The 16,087-nt window shown below is 68.5% G+C and carries 13 protein-coding genes and 2 pseudogenes; 13 read left to right on the top strand and 2 right to left on the bottom strand.

Annotated features, from left to right (window positions below):
- The first annotated feature begins 108 nt into the window (after positions 1-108).
- The 3 genes and pseudogenes from RQP53_RS00540 to RQP53_RS24725 form a co-directional block, all read left to right on the top strand.
- A complete protein-coding gene (locus RQP53_RS00540; protein WP_315647981.1) occupies positions 109-864 on the top strand; it encodes a Crp/Fnr family transcriptional regulator in 756 nt (251 codons plus the stop codon).
- A gap of 96 nt (positions 865-960) precedes the next feature.
- Positions 961-1,278 (top strand): annotated as a pseudogene (locus RQP53_RS24730) (beta/gamma crystallin-related protein); the annotation flags it as partial.
- Positions 1,279-1,482: 204 nt separating this feature from the next.
- Positions 1,483-1,593: pseudogene (locus tag RQP53_RS24725) on the top strand (glycine zipper 2TM domain-containing protein); the annotation flags it as partial.
- Between the two features lie 256 nt (positions 1,594-1,849).
- Here RQP53_RS24725 and RQP53_RS00530 read toward each other — a convergent pair.
- Together RQP53_RS00530 and RQP53_RS00525 are read right to left on the bottom strand one after the other, a co-directional pair.
- Positions 1,850-2,134, bottom strand: coding sequence for a hypothetical protein (locus tag RQP53_RS00530; RefSeq protein ID WP_315647977.1), 285 nt, complete (start codon positions 2,132-2,134; stop codon positions 1,850-1,852).
- A 26-nt stretch (positions 2,135-2,160) separates the two neighbouring features.
- Positions 2,161-2,697: a Dps family protein gene (locus RQP53_RS00525; protein WP_315647976.1), complete on the bottom strand. Its 537-nt coding sequence runs from the start codon at positions 2,695-2,697 to the stop codon at positions 2,161-2,163.
- A 252-nt stretch (positions 2,698-2,949) separates the two neighbouring features.
- On the opposite strand from RQP53_RS00525, the gene RQP53_RS00520 reads away from it, so the two are divergent.
- The 10 genes from RQP53_RS00520 (at position 2,950) to RQP53_RS00475 (ending at position 16,072) form a co-directional block, all read left to right on the top strand.
- The gene (locus RQP53_RS00520; protein WP_315647975.1) at positions 2,950-3,687 is read left to right on the top strand and encodes a Crp/Fnr family transcriptional regulator; all 738 of its coding nucleotides are present in this window, start codon (positions 2,950-2,952) and stop codon (positions 3,685-3,687) included.
- A 159-nt stretch (positions 3,688-3,846) separates the two neighbouring features.
- Positions 3,847-4,284, top strand: a complete 438-nt coding sequence (locus RQP53_RS00515) for a DUF4398 domain-containing protein (protein WP_315647974.1) — start codon at positions 3,847-3,849, stop codon at positions 4,282-4,284.
- Between the two features lie 58 nt (positions 4,285-4,342).
- The gene (locus RQP53_RS00510) at positions 4,343-5,308 is read left to right on the top strand and encodes an OmpA family protein (protein ID WP_315647973.1); all 966 of its coding nucleotides are present in this window, start codon (positions 4,343-4,345) and stop codon (positions 5,306-5,308) included.
- A gap of 166 nt (positions 5,309-5,474) precedes the next feature.
- Complete coding sequence (locus tag RQP53_RS00505) at positions 5,475-5,792, top strand: BON domain-containing protein (RefSeq protein WP_315647972.1); 318 nt, start codon at positions 5,475-5,477, stop codon at positions 5,790-5,792.
- Positions 5,793-5,836: 44 nt separating this feature from the next.
- Complete coding sequence (locus RQP53_RS00500; RefSeq protein WP_315647971.1) at positions 5,837-6,469, top strand: hypothetical protein; 633 nt, start codon at positions 5,837-5,839, stop codon at positions 6,467-6,469.
- Positions 6,470-6,515: 46 nt separating this feature from the next.
- Positions 6,516-6,677: a DUF1328 domain-containing protein gene (locus RQP53_RS00495; RefSeq protein WP_315647970.1), complete on the top strand. Its 162-nt coding sequence runs from the start codon at positions 6,516-6,518 to the stop codon at positions 6,675-6,677.
- A gap of 24 nt (positions 6,678-6,701) precedes the next feature.
- Positions 6,702-7,055, top strand: a complete 354-nt coding sequence (locus tag RQP53_RS00490) for a hypothetical protein (protein ID WP_315647969.1) — start codon at positions 6,702-6,704, stop codon at positions 7,053-7,055.
- Between the two features lie 124 nt (positions 7,056-7,179).
- On the top strand, positions 7,180-7,392 hold the full coding sequence (locus tag RQP53_RS00485; RefSeq protein ID WP_315647968.1) for a hypothetical protein: 213 nt from the start codon (positions 7,180-7,182) through the stop codon (positions 7,390-7,392).
- A 101-nt stretch (positions 7,393-7,493) separates the two neighbouring features.
- Positions 7,494-15,875, top strand: a complete 8,382-nt coding sequence (locus tag RQP53_RS00480; protein WP_315647966.1) for a GH36-type glycosyl hydrolase domain-containing protein — start codon at positions 7,494-7,496, stop codon at positions 15,873-15,875.
- A complete protein-coding gene (locus RQP53_RS00475) occupies positions 15,872-16,072 on the top strand; it encodes a hypothetical protein (RefSeq protein ID WP_315647965.1) in 201 nt (66 codons plus the stop codon). The genes RQP53_RS00480 and RQP53_RS00475 overlap by 4 nt, the downstream gene beginning before the upstream one ends.
- The last annotated feature ends 15 nt before the right edge of the window (positions 16,073-16,087 follow it).

The following is a 16,087-nucleotide window of genomic DNA, read 5'->3' as shown; positions in this document are numbered from 1 at the left end:
GCGATTGCCACAGCTCGAGTTCCACATCGCCCTTGTAGAGCTCCCTGGGGCCTGCGTCTGTGCGCTAGGGGACGGTCGCTTGCCCTGGCGGCGCCCAGACTGCGTTGCATGAGTACTCGAAAGAAACCCGACGGCAATCACCTGCTGGCCGCCCTGCCCGCTGCCCGACTGGCGCAGCTGCAGCCCCTCGGCGAGGTGATCAGCCTGCAACTCGGGCACCACCTGTTCGAGGTGGGGGAGCCCACCGCGCAGGCGCTGTTTCCGCTCAGCGGCTTTGCGTCGCTGCTGGCTCAGCTGCAGGGTCATACCGAGGGCGGCCACGGTGTCGAAGTCGGCATGGCCGGCCGCGAGGGCATGCTCGGCATTCAGCTCGCGCTGGGCGCAGCGCGTGGTGCGCCAGCGCTCCCACCGCAGGCCTTGCAAGGCATCGTGCAGGGCCAGGGGATGGCGTTTGCCATCGAGGCCCAGGCCTTTCTGCGGGTCTTGCCGCAGCAGCCAGAACTTCATGCGCTGCTGCTGCGCTACGCCGCCGTGCTGCTGGCCCAACGAGCCCGTGCGGCGGCTTGCCTGCGCTTTCACGAGATCACGCCACGGCTGGCCCGCTGGCTGTTGATGAGTGCCGATCGCGCCGGCCAGTCGCGCTTCGCGCTGACGCAGGAATTCCTTGCCGCCATGCTGGGGGTGCGGCGGGTAGGCATCACGCAGGCGGCCACTGCCCTGCAGGCGCAGGGCTGGATCCGCTACCACCGTGGCGATATGCAGCTCTGCGATCGACCTGCCCTGCGTGCCGCGGCCTGCAGCTGCTATCGCGCCGATCTGCGCAGCTATGCGCTTGGCATGGGCATGGCTACGGCCGAGCGCTGAACGGTCCGCCAGCGCACAGACAGCCTGCCTTGCCGCCGCCCATGCTGCGGACCGACGCCACAACTTAAGCCACAACTTAAACCACTGGAGCCCCCTATGAATGCAAGATCCGGCCGCAAGGCCCTGCGCCTGTGCGCCATCGCCCTGCTCCTTCCAAGCTTGGGTCTCTCATCGGCCTGGGCACAGCTGAGCCTGTACGAAGGCACTGACTTTCGAGGTCAGCTGCTGCAGCTCGACAGGCCCTTGAGCCGCCTGCAACGCAGCGGCTTCAACGATCGCGCCTCATCGGCGGTGGTCGGCCAGGGCGCCTGGGAGGTGTGCGAAGGCAATGACTATGCCGGGCGCTGCCGGGTGCTGCGGCCAGGCAGCTATGCCTCGCTGCAAGGCATGAATCTGAACAATCGCATCTCATCGGCGCGTCCGGTTGACGAAGACCGCCGCTTTGACAACGAGGCCCCGGTCGGTGCCATCATGCCCAGCTATGAATACCGCCGGCGCCCGCAGGAGCGGCTCTACCAGGCAGAAGTCCTGTCAGCTCGCGCGGTCTATGGCACGCCGCAGCAGCGCTGCTGGCTGGAACATGAACAGCCCAGCCGCGGCCGCAGCAACAGCAGTGGCGGCGCCATCGTTGGTGCCTTGATCGGCGGCATTCTGGGCCATCAGATCGGCGGCGGCACCGGGCGTGACCTGGCCACCGCCGGTGGCGCCGTGGCCGGGGCGGTGATCGGCTCCCGTGCCGGTGGTGATCGTGAGGAGGCCGGCGATGGCCGGCAGATCCAACGCTGCGAAACCGCTGTTGACGGCCCACCACAGTACTGGGACATCAGCTACCGCCACGCCGGTCAGTTGCATCGCGCCCAGCTCAGCATGGCACCAGGCGCGACGATCAGCGTCAATGCACGCGGCGAACCGCGGCAGTAAGGCCGCAGAGCGGCCGCCTTGACCGGTTCAGCTCAGGCGCGGCCGCTCTGCGACACCTTCTTGCCTACGGCGAGCGCCTCACCCGGCGCAGATCGAACTCGCGCAGCATCACCGGCTCCAGGGCGCCCTCGGCCCAGCGCAAGCGCACCGCCTCGTCAACCTCACTGGCGTGGCTGAGGTAGGTGGCCAGCGGGTCATCGTCGCGCGCCTCCGGGCAGTAGCGGTAGTGCAGGGCCAGGCGGCCGACACTGGCGCCGATCACCGCTTCCTCAATCAATACCCAGAAGCGCACGGTGCCGGATTCATGGTGATAGAAAGGCTCCCGCAAGGAAATCGGCGGGGGCAGCATGGGGCCATGCGACGCGGCTTCCATGCTCAGTGCCCGCCGCTGTCAGCCCGGCGCCCGGACTCGTAGAGGAACCAGGCGCGGCGTTCGCTCTCATCGATCCAGACCTCCATCAGGCTGGCGCTGGCGATGTCGCGATGCTCGGCGCACAGATCGTGGGTCTCGCGCAGGCGCGCCACCAACAGGCCATTGTCTTCACCGAGCTCAGCCAGCATGTCGGCGGGCTCGACATAAGCGGCATCGTTGTCCAGCACGCGCTGGGTGCGGGCGATGTGACCGATTGAGCGCAGCGTCGTGCCGCCGAGCTTGCGCACTCGCTCGGCCAGCACATCCGTCATCGCCAGCAACTGCGTGGCCTGCTCATCCAGCATCAGGTGGTAGTCGCGAAAGTGCGGGCCGCTCATATGCCAGTGGAAATTCTTGGTCTTCATGTAGATGGCGAACACGTCGGCGAGCAGCGCATTCATCGAGGCGCTGAGATCCTGGCAGGCCTGCCTGCCCAGGGCCGACGGGGTCTGCAGTGGCCGGTTGGCATGCAGGCTGAGATCGACATTGCTGACTTTCATGATGGCTGTCCTTGCTGTGAGCACCGCTGCCCCGCGCAGACCCTCCGGCCCGCGGCCTGTGGGCCGGTGCGCTGAGGCTGCTTGCGATGAGCCGCGCAGTCTGTGCGCTAGCTAACACTGTGCAAAGGTCGGCCGGATTTGGGGTGATGAAGGCATTGATGACTTGGCTACCTATACTGATTGCAACCTGACAAAGCAGTGCTTACACCTTCTTCCAAGGTGCGCTCGCTTGTACGGGATGAGGGAGGCCCCATGAATCAGGCCTGCGATCCATGCGGCAATCAGCTGCTGGGCGCGCTGCCAGCGCAAGCTTTGAAGCAGTGGCTGCCCCATCTGGAACCCGTTGACCTTGCACTGGGCCAGGTGCTGCAGGAATCGGGTGGCCGCATGAGCCACGCCTACTTCCCGGTCAGCGCCATCGTGTCCATGTTGTATGTGACCGAAGACGGTGGTTCGGCCGAGATCGCCGTCACCGGCTTTGAAGGCGTGGTTGGCATTTCACTCTTCATGGGGGGCCAGACGACGCCCAGCCGCGCCGTGGTGCAAAGCGGCGGCCACGGCTTTCGCCTGCCGGCCGCAGCGCTGATCAGCGAATTCAATCGCGCCGGTCCTACCCAGGCGCTGCTGCTGCGTTTCACTCAAGCCTTGATCACCCAGCTGGCGCAGACGGCCGTGTGCAACCGCCATCATTCACTGGACCAGCAGCTGTGCCGCTGGCTGCTGCTCAGCCTGGACCGCCTGCACAGCTGCGAACTGCAGATGACCCAGGAGTTGATCGCCAATATGTTGGGTGTGCGCCGCGAAGGCGTCACCGAAGCGGCCGGCCATCTACAGCAAGCCGGCCTGATCCGCTACCACCGCGGCCACATCACCGTGCTCGATCGTGCTGGACTCGAGCGGCGAGCCTGCGAGTGCTACGAGGTCGTGAAGCGCGAGTACGACCGTTTGCTGCCGCTGTCGCAGCAGGTGTTGGGCAAGCTGCGGGCTTGATCTTTGCGCCGTCCATATCGCTAATGTTGTAACAGAGCGTCTCTAAAGAAACACTGTCGCTGGCGTGCGCTGCCACACAGACAAGGTAGGCGGCGCTGAACAGACTGGGCTCCTGCACTGAAGGGCGACTTCGCCGCCCATGCCACCAGGAGATCCACGATGAAGCCGATTCTCGCAACGCAGCACCTGCTGGCGCCCGCCGGCAGCCCTCGCATTCACTTCGCCTCCCGCGGCACGGCGCTTTCGGCCGCAGGCCTGCTGATCGCAGCCGCCCTGCTGGCAGGCTGTGCCAGCGCGCCCCTGCCCAGCAGCCAGCTGGCAGTTGCTGAAGCCGCGGTGCAAAGCGCCAATACACGCAGCACCAGCGAGAGTGCCGGCGTCGAGCTGCAGATTGCCCTGAACAAGCTGGCCGCGGCCCGCACTGCGGTCACCGCGCAGGACTACGACAGCGCCCGACGCTATGCCGAGCAGGCGCAACTCGACGCCTTGCTGGCCGAGCGCCGCGCGCAAGCGGTACGCAACCGCCGCGCGGCCCAGGAAACCCAGGACGCCGCCCGCGCACTGTCGGAAGAAATCCAGCGCAAGACACCGGGTTGAACCGCGTGTGAAGCGAGCCTTTGCCCGCACGCCTCCAAACCAACAAGGAACAAACACCATGAAGCTCGATCCCTCTACCCTTCAGTCGCCGGCACCGCGCAGCGCCCGGGCCGATGCGATGACGATAGCCCTAATCACCCTGCTTGCCAGCATTGGCGGCATTGCCGCCTGCAGCAGCATGCCGGAACGCAATCTGGCCTTGGAGCGGGCCCATGCCCGCTTCGGCGCGGCGCAGTCCAACCCGCAAGTCAATGGCATGGCGGTTGATGAGTTGCAAGCGGCGGCGCAGGCCTTGCGCAGCGCCGATCAATCGCTGGCCACGGGCGGCACGCTGGCCGAGACCGATCATCTGGCCTACCTCGCCAATCAGCGCGTGGCCCTGGCCGAGGAAAGCGCCGCCAGCCGTAACGCGGAGCAACAGGTCAAGACGGCTGCGGCCGAGCGCGAACGCATGCGCCTGTCTATGCGCACCCAGGAAGCCGACACGGCGCGCGCGCAGCTGGCGCAGTCGCAGCAGGCCAATGCAGCGCAGAGCGGTGCGCTGGCACGCGCCGATGCCAAGGCCGATCGCAGCGATGCTGCACTGGCCCAGCGCGAGGCACGGATGCATGAGCTGGAGACACAGCTGGATGCCCTCCACGCCAAGAAGACCGAGCGCGGCATGGTGATCACGCTGTCCGACACCTTGTTTGATACCGGCCGCTTCGCGCTCAGCCCTGAAGGCCGGCGCAATATGAGCAAGCTGGCCGAGTTCTTCCAGCGCTACCCGACCCGCCGTGCGACCGTGGAAGGCTATACCGACAGCGTCGGCACGATAGGCGCCAACCAGCTGCTGTCCGAGCGTCGCGCCCAGGCCGTCGTGCGGGCGCTCACCGATCTGGGCGTAGACGCCAGTCGGCTGACGGTGCGCGCCTACGGCGAAGAGCAGCCGATCGCCAGCAACGATACCGTCGCCGGCCGGCAGCAGAACCGTCGTGTCGAGATCCTGTTCACCGCACAGGACGAAGACGTGTCGATGAACTGAACCCAGCGGGTCAGCGCTGGCCGCACATAACGACTCTTTTGTACGTCAGCGCACCGACCGCCGCGCCGCCATGCCCGATGCTGGGTCAACGCTGTGACAAGCCCTCTGCCAACCCGCGACGGCATCTCCGGCGCCAAGCCTCTCGAACTCGCACAAGGACACCATCATGAACACGCATTGCCTACGCCGCAGCGCCCTCGCCGTGCTGCTCATCAGCACCCTGGCCTTCACCGGCTGCGCTTCCACGCGCCACAGCGAAGGCGGCGGCGAGTACATCGACGACACGGTGATCACCACCAAGGTCAAGGCCGCCGTGCTCAATGAGCCGACGCTGAAATCCGCCGAGATCAATGTCGAGACCTTCAAGGGCCGGGTGCAGCTCAGCGGCTTCGTCAGCTCGCAGGCCGACATCAACCGCGCGGTGGCCCTGGCCCGCGACATCAAGGGCGTCAGCTCGGTCGCCAATGACATGAAGCTGAAGTGAATCGCTTCAGCCCTCTTGCTCAATCACATCAAGGAATCACTGCCATGAACAAGCCCACACTGCACGCGCTCAGCGCTGCGATCCTGATCAGCACACTGGCCTCTTCACTTTGGATCGGCAATGCGGTTGCTGCGTCCATGAACAAGGCCGACTACAAGGCCGCCAAGGACAACATTGCCAGCAAGTACAAGGCCGACAAGCAGGCCTGCAACAGCCAGTCGGGCAACGCCCGCGACATCTGCATCGAGGAAGCCAAGGGCGCACAGAACATCAGCGGCGCCGAGCTGGAGCAGAACTACGAGCCCTCGGAGAAGCACAGCTATGAGCTGCGCCTGAGCCGTGCCGACGCGGCCTTCGCCATCGCCAAGGAGCGCTGTGACGATATGGCCGGCAATGCCAAGGACGTCTGCCGCAAGCAGGCCAGCAGCGAGCATGTGAAGGCCAAGGCCGACGCCAAGCTGGCAGTCAAGACTGCCGACGCCAATGCCGATGCACGTGAGAAGACCGACGCCGCCCTGGCCACCGCCAAGAGCAAGACCAACGAGGCCCGCGCCGATGCGAGCGCCGACAAGCGCGAAGCCGCCTATGCGCTGGCCAAGCAGAAGTGCGATTCGCTCGCTGGCGACGCCAAGGCCAACTGCCTGATCACGGCCAAGACCGACAACCACCAACCGTGAAGCCCGGGCGGCGGCGTGCCCGTCGCCACCGGGACAAGGAGCCACCATGCTGCATTACGCCGTCGTCTTCTTCGTCATCGCGCTGATCGCAGCGCTGTTCGGCTTCGGCGGTATCGCCGCCGGTGCCGTCGAGATTGCCAAGGTCCTCTTCTTCATCTTCATCGTGCTGGCGCTGGCAAGCTTTGTGTTTGGCCTGCTGCGTCGCTGAACTCACCCATTCAAGGAATCCATCATGAGCAATCTGAACACGCAGTCGGCTTCGGCCAGCACGGCGCCGACTGCTACGCCGTCTGCCACGCCATCGGCCTTGGCCGAGCAGGCCACGGCTGCCGTCGATAGCGCCGCGAAGACGGTGGCCATGAGCCTGGCCAAAGGCGCTGACCAAGCGATTGCCCGTGTTGACGGGCTGGCCAGCCGCGCCGTTCAACGCTGCGATCAGGGCCTGGCCAGCGCGCGCCGCCTGGGCGAGCAGACGCAGGGCTATATCCGCCAGGAGCCGCTGAAATCGGTGGCCATGGCTGCTGCTGGTGGCGCGTTGCTGCTGGCTGCGGCACGCCTGCTCTGGCCGGCGCCGCCGCGCGGCTGAAGGCCTGATTGTCGGCAGACGCCGCTGGCCATTCACACGGTTAGCAAGCGCAGCAACGCCAGCTCCGTGCTGGCGTTGCTGCGCCGGGGCTGCCGCGTCCTTCCCATCCAACGCTGGAGCGAATATGGCTGCATCAAGCTCAGGTCTCGATCGTGCTGACCCCACACCACTGGCCGAACAGCTGGGACTGCATCTGCTGCAGTGCCACGGCGCCCGCGGCCGCCTGCATCGCCTGCGCTGCATCGGCGAAGCGTCCAGGGATTGGCTGATGCGACGCCCGGCAAGCGGCCTGCTGCTGCTCGCGCTGCCCTTGCTTGTGCTGTACGGCCTGATCTAAGGACGCGCATGGGCAGCCCCCCTGCGCCACCACGGAGCTGGCGCTTCGCTCGCCCTGCCCCATTGCTGCGTGCAGCCGGGCTGAGCAGCGAAGCCGCTGCCATGCTGCATGCTGCCCGCGGCGTGTTGGCGGCACCGATTCGCGCCGAGATCTTTGGCGCTGCGCGCTTTCGCCAGCATGGCCACAGCCTGGGCCTGGCGCAAGCCGCCACACTGACCGCAGCCCGCTCGGCCGCCTTTTTCCCGCGCCTGCACGACAACATCCGCGTGCTCACCGAGGCCCATCACTACATCGGTTTGCAGGAGCGCAGCGGCCACCATGTCAGCCCGGCCGGTGAATGGCTGCTCGACAACTTTCACATCGTCCAGCTGCAGCTGGCGCAGATCCACGAGGGCCTGCCGCGGCGCTATTTCCGCCATCTGCCGGTGCTGCTGGATGAGCACCTGGCCGGTCTGCCGCGCGTCTATGGCATGGCCTGGGCGCTGGTGGCGCACACCGACAGCGCCATCGACGCCTGCCTGCTGGCCGAGTTCCTCAGCGCCTACCAGCAGTCCCGCGAGCTGACCCTGGGCGAGCTCTGGGCCCTGCCCACCAGCCTGCGGGTGGTGCTGATCGAGAATCTGCGCCGCCTGGCCGAACGCGTCGCGGCGGCCAAGGCGGCCCGCGAACTGGCCAATCTCTGCGCCGATCAGTGGGCCAGCGAGGGCGCAGCGCAGAGCTTGGCCAGCTTGCCCTTGATGGCCGAGCGCGGTGTGCAGCCGGTGTTCGCGCTGCAGCTCTTGCAAAGGCTGCAGCCAGAGCCGGGCTTGGCGGTCGGCATGGTCAGCGCGCTGCCGGCGCAGAATGGTTCGCAGCCCGGGGCCGAACCGGCGCATCCGCTGGCCGAACTGGCTCGCCAATTGGCGCTGCTGCTGCCCGATCCCGGCGCGGCCCGGCTGGCCCAGCAGGCCGAAGAGGCGGCCGACAACCTGAGCGTCAGCAACGCCATCACCGCCCTGCGCCATCTCGGCGACATCGACTGGCGCAGCCTGATCGCCCAGAGCAGCGCACTGATGCTGCTGATGCGCGAATCGAGTGCCTTTTGTGCTGAGCACGACGACACCCAGGATGCCAGCCTGCATGAGATCGAGGCGCTGTCGCGCCATCGCCCCGAGGCGCTGAGCGAGTTGCACATTGCGCGCCAGCTGCTCGGCCTGATGGCGGCCGCAGCGCCTGCTGATGAACAAGGCGCCGTGCAGGCCTCGCCGGCCTACTGGCTCAACGGCGCGGGTCGCCCGGCCCTGCTGCAGGCGCTGGGCCTGCGGCCAGCGTGGTGGCAGCTGCGCTGGCGCAGCGAGCCCCAGTTACGCCGCCTCTTGCTGCCGCTCTATTTGGGCACGCTGGCCGTGGTCAGTCTGTTGCTGGGTGCCGGCTTGCTGGCCAGCCTGAGCGAGCGCCGAGGCGCGCTGCCGCTGGGCGTCGGCGCCGAACTGTTGCTGGGCCTGTGCCTGCTGTGGCCGCTGGCCGAGGCGGTGATCGCCGTGGCCAACCGCCTGATCAGCGAAACCCTGCGCCCGCATCGACTGCCGCGGCTGGCGCTGAAGAACGGCATCGCGGCTGCCGATCGGGTGTTGCTGGTGCTGCCGGTGCTGATTGGCAGTGCCGCCGCGGTACCTGCCTTGGTCCGGCAGCTGCAACGCCACTATCTGGCCAATCGCGAGCAGCAGGCGCAGTTTGCCCTGCTGTCCGATTTCAGCGATGCCGCGACCGAACACTGCAGCAATGATGAGTCGATTCTGCAGACGGCCCTGCAAGCCATCGAGGCCTTGGAAGCCGCCCATCCCCGCGCCGACGGCGAGCGCCGCTTCCTGCTGCTGCACCGCCGCCGCCGCTGGTCAGACACCGAGCAGTGCTGGATGGGCTGGGAGCGCAAGCGTGGCAAGCTGGAGCAACTGGTGGCCTGGCTGTCCGGCCAAGCACACAGTGGCTTCATCGATCTGGGCCCGGCCTCCCAGCCCCTGGCGGGCACGCCCTATCTGCTGACGCTGGACAGCGACACCGGCCTGCCGCCTGGCGCCCTGCGCGAGCTGATTGCCGTCGCCGCTCATCCGCTGAACCGGCCTCGCCTCAATGCCGCTGGCACGCAGGTGCTGAGCGGCTACGGCATCCTGCAGCCGCGGCTGAGCACCCGGCTGCCGCTGCTGCGCGATGCGACGCCGTTTCACTGGCTGTTTGCCGGGCATTGCGGCGTCGATCCCTACAGCGCGGCGAGTTCGGAGGTCTATCACGATCTCTTTGACGAAGGCAGCTTCAGCGGCAAGGGGCTGCTGCATGTGCCCACGCTGCAGGCCTTGCTGGCCGCTCGTCTGCCAACAGGCCAGGTGCTCAGCCACGACCTGCTGGAAGGCGCCATCTGCCGCTGCGGCGGGGTCAGCGACATCAGCTTGATCGAGGACGCACCGCTGCACGCCGATGTGGCCGCCTCGCGCCTGCATCGCTGGACCCGCGGCGACTGGCAGCTGCTGCCGCTGCTCTGGCGCGCCGGCCACTACCGGCTCGCCGCGCTGAACCGCTGGAAGCTGCTGGACAATCTGCGCCGCTCGCTGGTGGCGCCGTTCAGCCTGGGCCTGCTGCTGCTGGCGCTGGGGCCCGGGTGGCTGCCGCCATCCTTGGCGCTGGCCGTCGTGCTGGCAGCCTGGGCCAGCGGGCCGCTGCTCGGTGGCCTGGCCGCGCTGACGCCCAGCCGACAGGGCATTGCCCTGGCCCATTTCTACCGCGAGGCGGCGCTGGATCTGGCCCGGGTGTTGCTCGCCAGCCTGTGGCAGCTGGCCTTGCTGCTGCAGCAGAGCGCGTTGCAGCTGGATGCCATCAGCCGGGCGCTGTGGCGCCAGTTCATCAGCCGGCGCCAGCTGCTGCAATGGACGACGGCCGAGGCCGCACAGGCCGCCGCCAGCAGCGCCTGGCCCGTGCTGTGGCGCGCGCATCGGCGCGTCAGCCTGGCCACCCTGCTGCTGGCGACGCTGCTGATCGCTTTCGGCCAGGCACCGCTGTGGACGCTGGCATTGACGCTGCTCTGGGCCGGCACCCCCGCCTGGATCTTCTGGGCCAGCCGGCCGCTGCCGCGCCCGGCCAGCAGCCTGAGCGCAGCGCAGCGTGACTACCTGCAGCAGCTGGCCCATGACACCTGGCAGCTGTTCGAACGCCATGTCAACGCCGCCAGCCACGATCTGCCGCCCGACAATGTGCAGCTGCTGCCCGCGCTGATGGTGGCGGAGCGCACCTCGCCGACCAATATCGGCCTCTACCTGCTCAGCCTGGCCAGCGCCCAGCGCTTTGGCTGGCTCGATGCCGAAGAGATGGCCGCACGCGCCGAGCGCTGCATGGCCACGCTGGCCCTGCTGCCGCGGCATCGCGGCCACTTTCTCAACTGGTACGACACCCGCACGCTGGCGGTGCTGGCGCCGGCCTATGTGTCGACGGTGGACAGCGGCAACCTCTGCGCCCATCTGCTCGCGCTGGCCGGCGCCTGCGAAGAGCTGCTGCCGCTGCAGGGCGCCGCGCTGCGGCATCGATTGCAGCAGCTGGCCGGCAACGCACGTGAGCTGGCCGAGGCCGCCGAGTTCGGCTTTCTCTACGACAGCCGGCGGCGCCTGTTCCACATCGGCTACCGCCTGGCCGAGCAGCAGCTGGACAAGAGTTGCTACGACCTGCTGGCCTCGGAAGCGCGCTTGGCCAGCTTTTGGGCCATTGCCAAGGGCGATGTGCCGGTGACGCACTGGGGCGCACTGGGCCGGCCTTTCTTTGGTGCCGGCGGCAGCCGCGGCGATGCCGGCCTGCGCTCCTGGTCGGGCTCGATGTTCGAATACCTGATGCCACCGCTGACCCTGGCTGAGCCGGCCGGCAGCGTGCTGGCTGCCGCGGCACGCGTGGCCATCCAGGAGCAGATCGCCTATGCCCAGGGCGGCCCCTGGGGCATCAGCGAATCGGCCTATGCCGCAGTCGATCACAGCCTGGCCTACCAGTACGCACCGCAAGGTGTGCCGCGCCTGGCGCTGCGTCGCACGCCGGCCGATGAACTCGTCATCGCGCCCTATGCCACGCTGCTGGCGCTGCCGCTGGTGCCCGAGCAGGCGCTGGCCAATCTGCAGCGGCTGGAGGCGCTGCAGGCGCGGGGCGAGCTGGGCTTTATCGAGGCCTTGGACTTCTGCCCCGAACGGCTGCAGGGTGGCAGCAGCGTCAGCCTGGTACAGACCTATATGGCCCACCACCAGGGCATGAGCCTGGTGGCGCTGGCCGATCTGCTGCTGGACGGCGCACCACGGCGCTGGACCATGGCCGACGCCCGGCTCGACGCCCATGTCTCGCTGTTGCAGGAGCGCCTGCCACGCGAGGTGGCGCGCCTGCAGGCGCCGCCGCTGGCACCGCGGCACAGCGACAGGCGCAGCAGCACCGGGCTCAGCGGCCTGCCCTTCACGCCAGGGGAACAAGGCCTGCCGGGCACGCAGCTGCTTTCCAACGGCCGCTACAGCGTCAGCCTGCGTGGCAATGGCGCCGGCTGGAGCCGTTTTGCCGGCCAGGACATCAGCCGCTGGCGCGACGACGCGCTGCGCGACAGCTATGGCAGCTTCCTGTTCTTGCGCCGGGGCGAGCAGGCGGCACCGGTGTCGCTGAGCCAGCATCCGGCCCCGGACCCGGCCGCCCGCTACCAGGCCAGCTTCGAGCTCGACCGCGTCTGCCTGACGGCGCAGTGGCCCGATATGCGCAGCCGCTGCACGGTCTGGGTCAGCCCCGAAGACGATATCGAGCTGCGTCAGGTCGAGCTGTGGAACGATGGCGATAGCACCTTGCAGCTGGAGCTGCTGTCGATGTTCGAGCCGGTGCTGTGCGCGGCCCGTGCCGATGAGGCCCACCCGGCCTTCTCCAACTTCTTCATCGAGACCGATTGGGTGCCTGAGGAACGCGCGCTCTACCTGGCCCGCCGCCCCCGCCTGGCCGACGAGAGCAGCCTGCATGCGGTGCATTTCCTGGCCGTGCACGACGACCAGCTGCGCGGCCTGCGCGTGCAGACTGAGCGCCAGCGCTGGGCCGGACGCCAGCACGATGCCAGCACGCCCCGGGCCGACTTTCGCCCCGGCGAGTCGGTGCCGCCGGGCGGCTGGCCCAATGGGCTGGACCCGGTAGCCGCCCTGAGCCTGCAACTGCAGCTGCGCCCGCACACGATGACGCTCTTGACCCTGGGCACCGCAGCCGCCTTCAGCCGCGAGGCGCTCAACACTTTGGTTGACCGCTATGCGCAGGCTCCGGTGCTGGCGCGCTCCTCGCTGATGTCGGCCACCTTTGCCGGCATACGCCGGCGTGAGCAGCGACTGGCCGGCGAAGACGCCGCGGCGATGCAATGCCTCAGCAGCCTCCTGCTGATGCTCTATGCGCGGCCGCCAGCCCAGCCCCTGTTCGCCCTGCCCCGGCGGCTCGATGAACGGCTGTGCGATCGGCGTGATCTGTGGCGCTTCGGCATCTCCGGCGATCTGCCGCTGATCGTCGTCAGCGTGCAGGCCATGCAGGGCCTGCGCCTGATGCGCACGCTGGCGCAGGCGCTGCGTCTGTGGGCCTGGGCCGGTGTGGCGATGGACCTGGTCGTGCTCAATGGCGAACCGCGCTCTTACCTGATGCCCTTGCAGGCCGAGTTGCAGCAGCTGCGTGAAAGCCAGACCGCTGCTGCCGGCGCCGGCAGCGCAACGGCGCGCATGCATTTGCTCTATGTGGACGAACTCTCGGTGCAGGAGCGCGTCAGCCTGATGGCGATGGCGCGCGTGCGCCTGCTGGCCGATGGACGGCCGCTGTCGGCGCTGCTGGCCGAGTTGAGTGAGTGGCACCAAAGCGCTTGGCGCCAGCGCCGCCAGCAGACCCGCCTGCCACTGGCAAGACCTGACCCCAGTGCGAGCACGCCAGCCGCCCAACCAGGCACAAGGTCAACGCCCCAGTTTCGCGGCGCCTTTGCCGCGCAGGCCGACGACGCAGCCTTCAGCTTCAGCGTACGTGGCGCCCTGCGGCCCGAACGGCCCTGGGTCAATGTGCTGGCCAATGCCGAGTTCGGCTGCCAGTTGTCGGAGAGCGGCCATGGCTACAGCTGGGCCGGCAACAGCCGCTTGCAGCAGCTGAGCGCCTGGTCCAACGACCCGGTCTGCGATCCGGCTGGCGAAGGGCTCTTCGTGCAGGAGCTGCGCAGCGGCGCGATCTGGCCGCTGGGTGCCAGCCAGCCCGGCGACAGCGACACCGGCTTTGACGTTGAGCACCAGCCCGGGCGCAGCCGCATCAGCCATCAGCGCGGCGCGCTGGCCCTGCAGGCCAGCTGGACGGTCGACCCCGAGCTGCCGCTCAAGCAGCTGCGCCTGAGCCTGCACAACCAGGGCGCGCGGACCCAGCATCTGCGCCTGATCGGCCTGGCCGAATGGGTGCTCGGCGCGCAGCGGAGCGACCGGATGGGCGTGCGCAGCGCGATGGAGGCGCTGCAGCGCCCGCAACGCCCCGACTGGCGTGGCGAGGTGCTGCTGGCCAGCCAGGCCGATGGGCACGCCGGCTTTGGCGGCAGCAGCGTGTTCCTGACCCTGCATGTCTGCGGACAGAGCGAAACCCTGCTGGATGGCTGGACCTGCGACCGCCGCGAGCTGTTTGACGAGACCGGCCAGCGGGTCTTTCCGGCCCAGCTTGGAGCGCAAGCCGGCATCGGCCTCGACCCCTGCGCCTGCGCGGCAGTCAAGCTGCAGCTGGCAGCCGGCGCCCGCATCGATGTCGTGCTGCTGCTCGGCCACGGCAAGAGCCCGGCCGCGGCTCGGGCCCTGGCATTGCAGGCCTTGCTGCGCCTGGGCGATGAACGCGACGCGCCGGCCCGGCTGGAAGCGTCCACGCTGGCCTATTGGGACACGCTGCTGGGGCAGCTCAGCGTGCACAGCCCCGATCCCTTGTTTGATGCGCTGGTCAACCGCTGGCTGCTTTATCAGACCCTGGCCTGCCGGCTGTGGGCGCGCGCCGGCTTCTACCAGGCCGGCGGCGCCTTCGGCTTTCGCGATCAGCTGCAGGACGCGATGGCGCTCAGCCGGGCGGCGCCCGAGCTGCTGCGCCAGCAGCTGCTGCTTTCGGCCTCGCGCCAGTTCGAGGCCGGCGACGTGCAGCACTGGTGGCATGCCCCCGCAGGCATCGGTGTGCGCAGCCATTGCAGCGACGATCTGCTCTGGCTGCCCTATGCGACGCTGCACTATCTGCGCAGCAGTGGCGACACGGCGGTGCTGGATGAAGAGCGCCCCTTCCTGAGCGGGCCGGACATCCCTGGCGGTGCCGAAGACCTCTATGGCCCGGCCGAGATCAGCGCCCACAGCGCCAGCCTCTATGAGCACTGCGCGCTGGCGCTGGACCGCAGCCTGGGCGTCGGCGCACATGGCCTGCCCTTGATGGGCAGCGGCGATTGGAACGATGGCATGAACCGGGTCGGGCATCAGGGTCGCGGCGAATCGGTCTGGTTGGCCTGGTTGCTCTGCCAGCTGGTCGACGAGTTCGGCCCGCTGGCCCAGGCACGCGGCGACCAGGCACGGGTGCAGCGCTGGAGCCATGCCGCCTTGGGCTGGCGCGCGGCGCTGGCCACCGAGGCCTGGGATGGCCAGTGGTACCGCCGCGCCTTCTTCGACGATGGCACGCCCTTGGGCAGCGAAGCGAATGCCGAATGCCGGATTGACCTGATCGCGCAGGCCTGGAGCGTGCTGAGTGCGGTGGCGCCGCGGCAGCGCCAGCAGCAGGCGATGGCGGCGGCGGCGCGCTGGCTGATCGATCCGGCGCCAGGCGGCGCCGCGCTCGATCTCGGCCTGCTGCGCCTGCTCAGCCCGCCGCTGCAGCACGCCCAGCCCAGCGCCGGCTATGTGCAGGCCTATCCGCCGGGCGTGCGCGAAAACGGCGGCCAGTACTCGCATGCGGCGGTCTGGGCGCTGATGGCCCAGGCCGCGCTGGGCCAGGGCGACGCGGCCTACCTGAGCTTCACCCGGCTCAGCCCCGCTCACCGCGCGGCACATCAACAACAGGGTGCGCTCTACCTGCTGGAGCCCTATGTGATGGCCGGCGATGTCTACGGCGCCGCGCCCTATGCCGGCCGGGGCGGTTGGAGTTGGTACACCGGCTCGGCCGCCTGGGCCTACCGCGCCGCGCTGGAGTCGATCTGCGGCCTCAGCCTGCAGGCGCAGCGCCTGAGCTTGCGACCCTGCCTGCCCAGCCACTGGCCGGGCTTGCGCTTGCAGCTGCGCCATGGCGGCCACTGCCACCACATTCAGCTCTGCGCCAGCTGGGCGACCCAGGAGATCGATGCTGCCCGCGCTGCCGGCGCCGTCGCCCTGGCCATCGGTGCCGAGCTGGACCTGCAGGCCTTGGGCGACGATTCCCTGCATCTGCTGATCTATCCGGCCGGCCTTGCGCCGACGGCGGCGTGGAACCCGAACACCGAGGTAGAGGAGCAGCCGCAATGAAACCGCCTGCCTGCCGCGGGCGCCGTCCGCTGGCGCATGAGGTGAGCCAGCGGATGCTGACGCTGCGACGCACGCTGACCATGGAACGACAGCGCCGCCAGGCGCAGTGGCAGGCTTCGTTGCAGCAGCTCGATGGCGAGCCTGACTTTGTGCCGCAGCCACTGCCGTCGCCCGCCCTTTGGAGGCGGCGGCGCTGAGGCACAAAAGAGCGG

It is taken from the genome of Roseateles aquae (assembly GCF_032337115.1).
In the GTDB taxonomy this organism is placed as follows: domain Bacteria; phylum Pseudomonadota; class Gammaproteobacteria; order Burkholderiales; family Burkholderiaceae_C; genus Roseateles_C; species Roseateles_C aquae.
The sequence above is the reverse complement of the archived record's forward strand: the minus strand, read 5'-3'. Positions and strand labels throughout refer to the sequence as shown.

Coding starts and splice junctions, on each gene's coding strand:
- RQP53_RS00540 (WP_315647981.1), top strand. CDS start 109: ATGAGTACTCGAAAGAAACCCGACGGCAATCACCTGCTGGCCGCCCTG.
- RQP53_RS00530 (WP_315647977.1), bottom strand. CDS start 2,134: ATGCTGCCCCCGCCGATTTCCTTGCGGGAGCCTTTCTATCACCATGAA.
- RQP53_RS00525 (WP_315647976.1), bottom strand. CDS start 2,697: ATGAAAGTCAGCAATGTCGATCTCAGCCTGCATGCCAACCGGCCACTG.
- RQP53_RS00520 (WP_315647975.1), top strand. CDS start 2,950: ATGAATCAGGCCTGCGATCCATGCGGCAATCAGCTGCTGGGCGCGCTG.
- RQP53_RS00515 (WP_315647974.1), top strand. CDS start 3,847: ATGAAGCCGATTCTCGCAACGCAGCACCTGCTGGCGCCCGCCGGCAGC.
- RQP53_RS00510 (WP_315647973.1), top strand. CDS start 4,343: ATGAAGCTCGATCCCTCTACCCTTCAGTCGCCGGCACCGCGCAGCGCC.
- RQP53_RS00505 (WP_315647972.1), top strand. CDS start 5,475: ATGAACACGCATTGCCTACGCCGCAGCGCCCTCGCCGTGCTGCTCATC.
- RQP53_RS00500 (WP_315647971.1), top strand. CDS start 5,837: ATGAACAAGCCCACACTGCACGCGCTCAGCGCTGCGATCCTGATCAGC.
- RQP53_RS00495 (WP_315647970.1), top strand. CDS start 6,516: ATGCTGCATTACGCCGTCGTCTTCTTCGTCATCGCGCTGATCGCAGCG.
- RQP53_RS00490 (WP_315647969.1), top strand. CDS start 6,702: ATGAGCAATCTGAACACGCAGTCGGCTTCGGCCAGCACGGCGCCGACT.
- RQP53_RS00485 (WP_315647968.1), top strand. CDS start 7,180: ATGGCTGCATCAAGCTCAGGTCTCGATCGTGCTGACCCCACACCACTG.
- RQP53_RS00480 (WP_315647966.1), top strand. CDS start 7,494: ATGCTGCATGCTGCCCGCGGCGTGTTGGCGGCACCGATTCGCGCCGAG.
- RQP53_RS00475 (WP_315647965.1), top strand. CDS start 15,872: ATGAAACCGCCTGCCTGCCGCGGGCGCCGTCCGCTGGCGCATGAGGTG.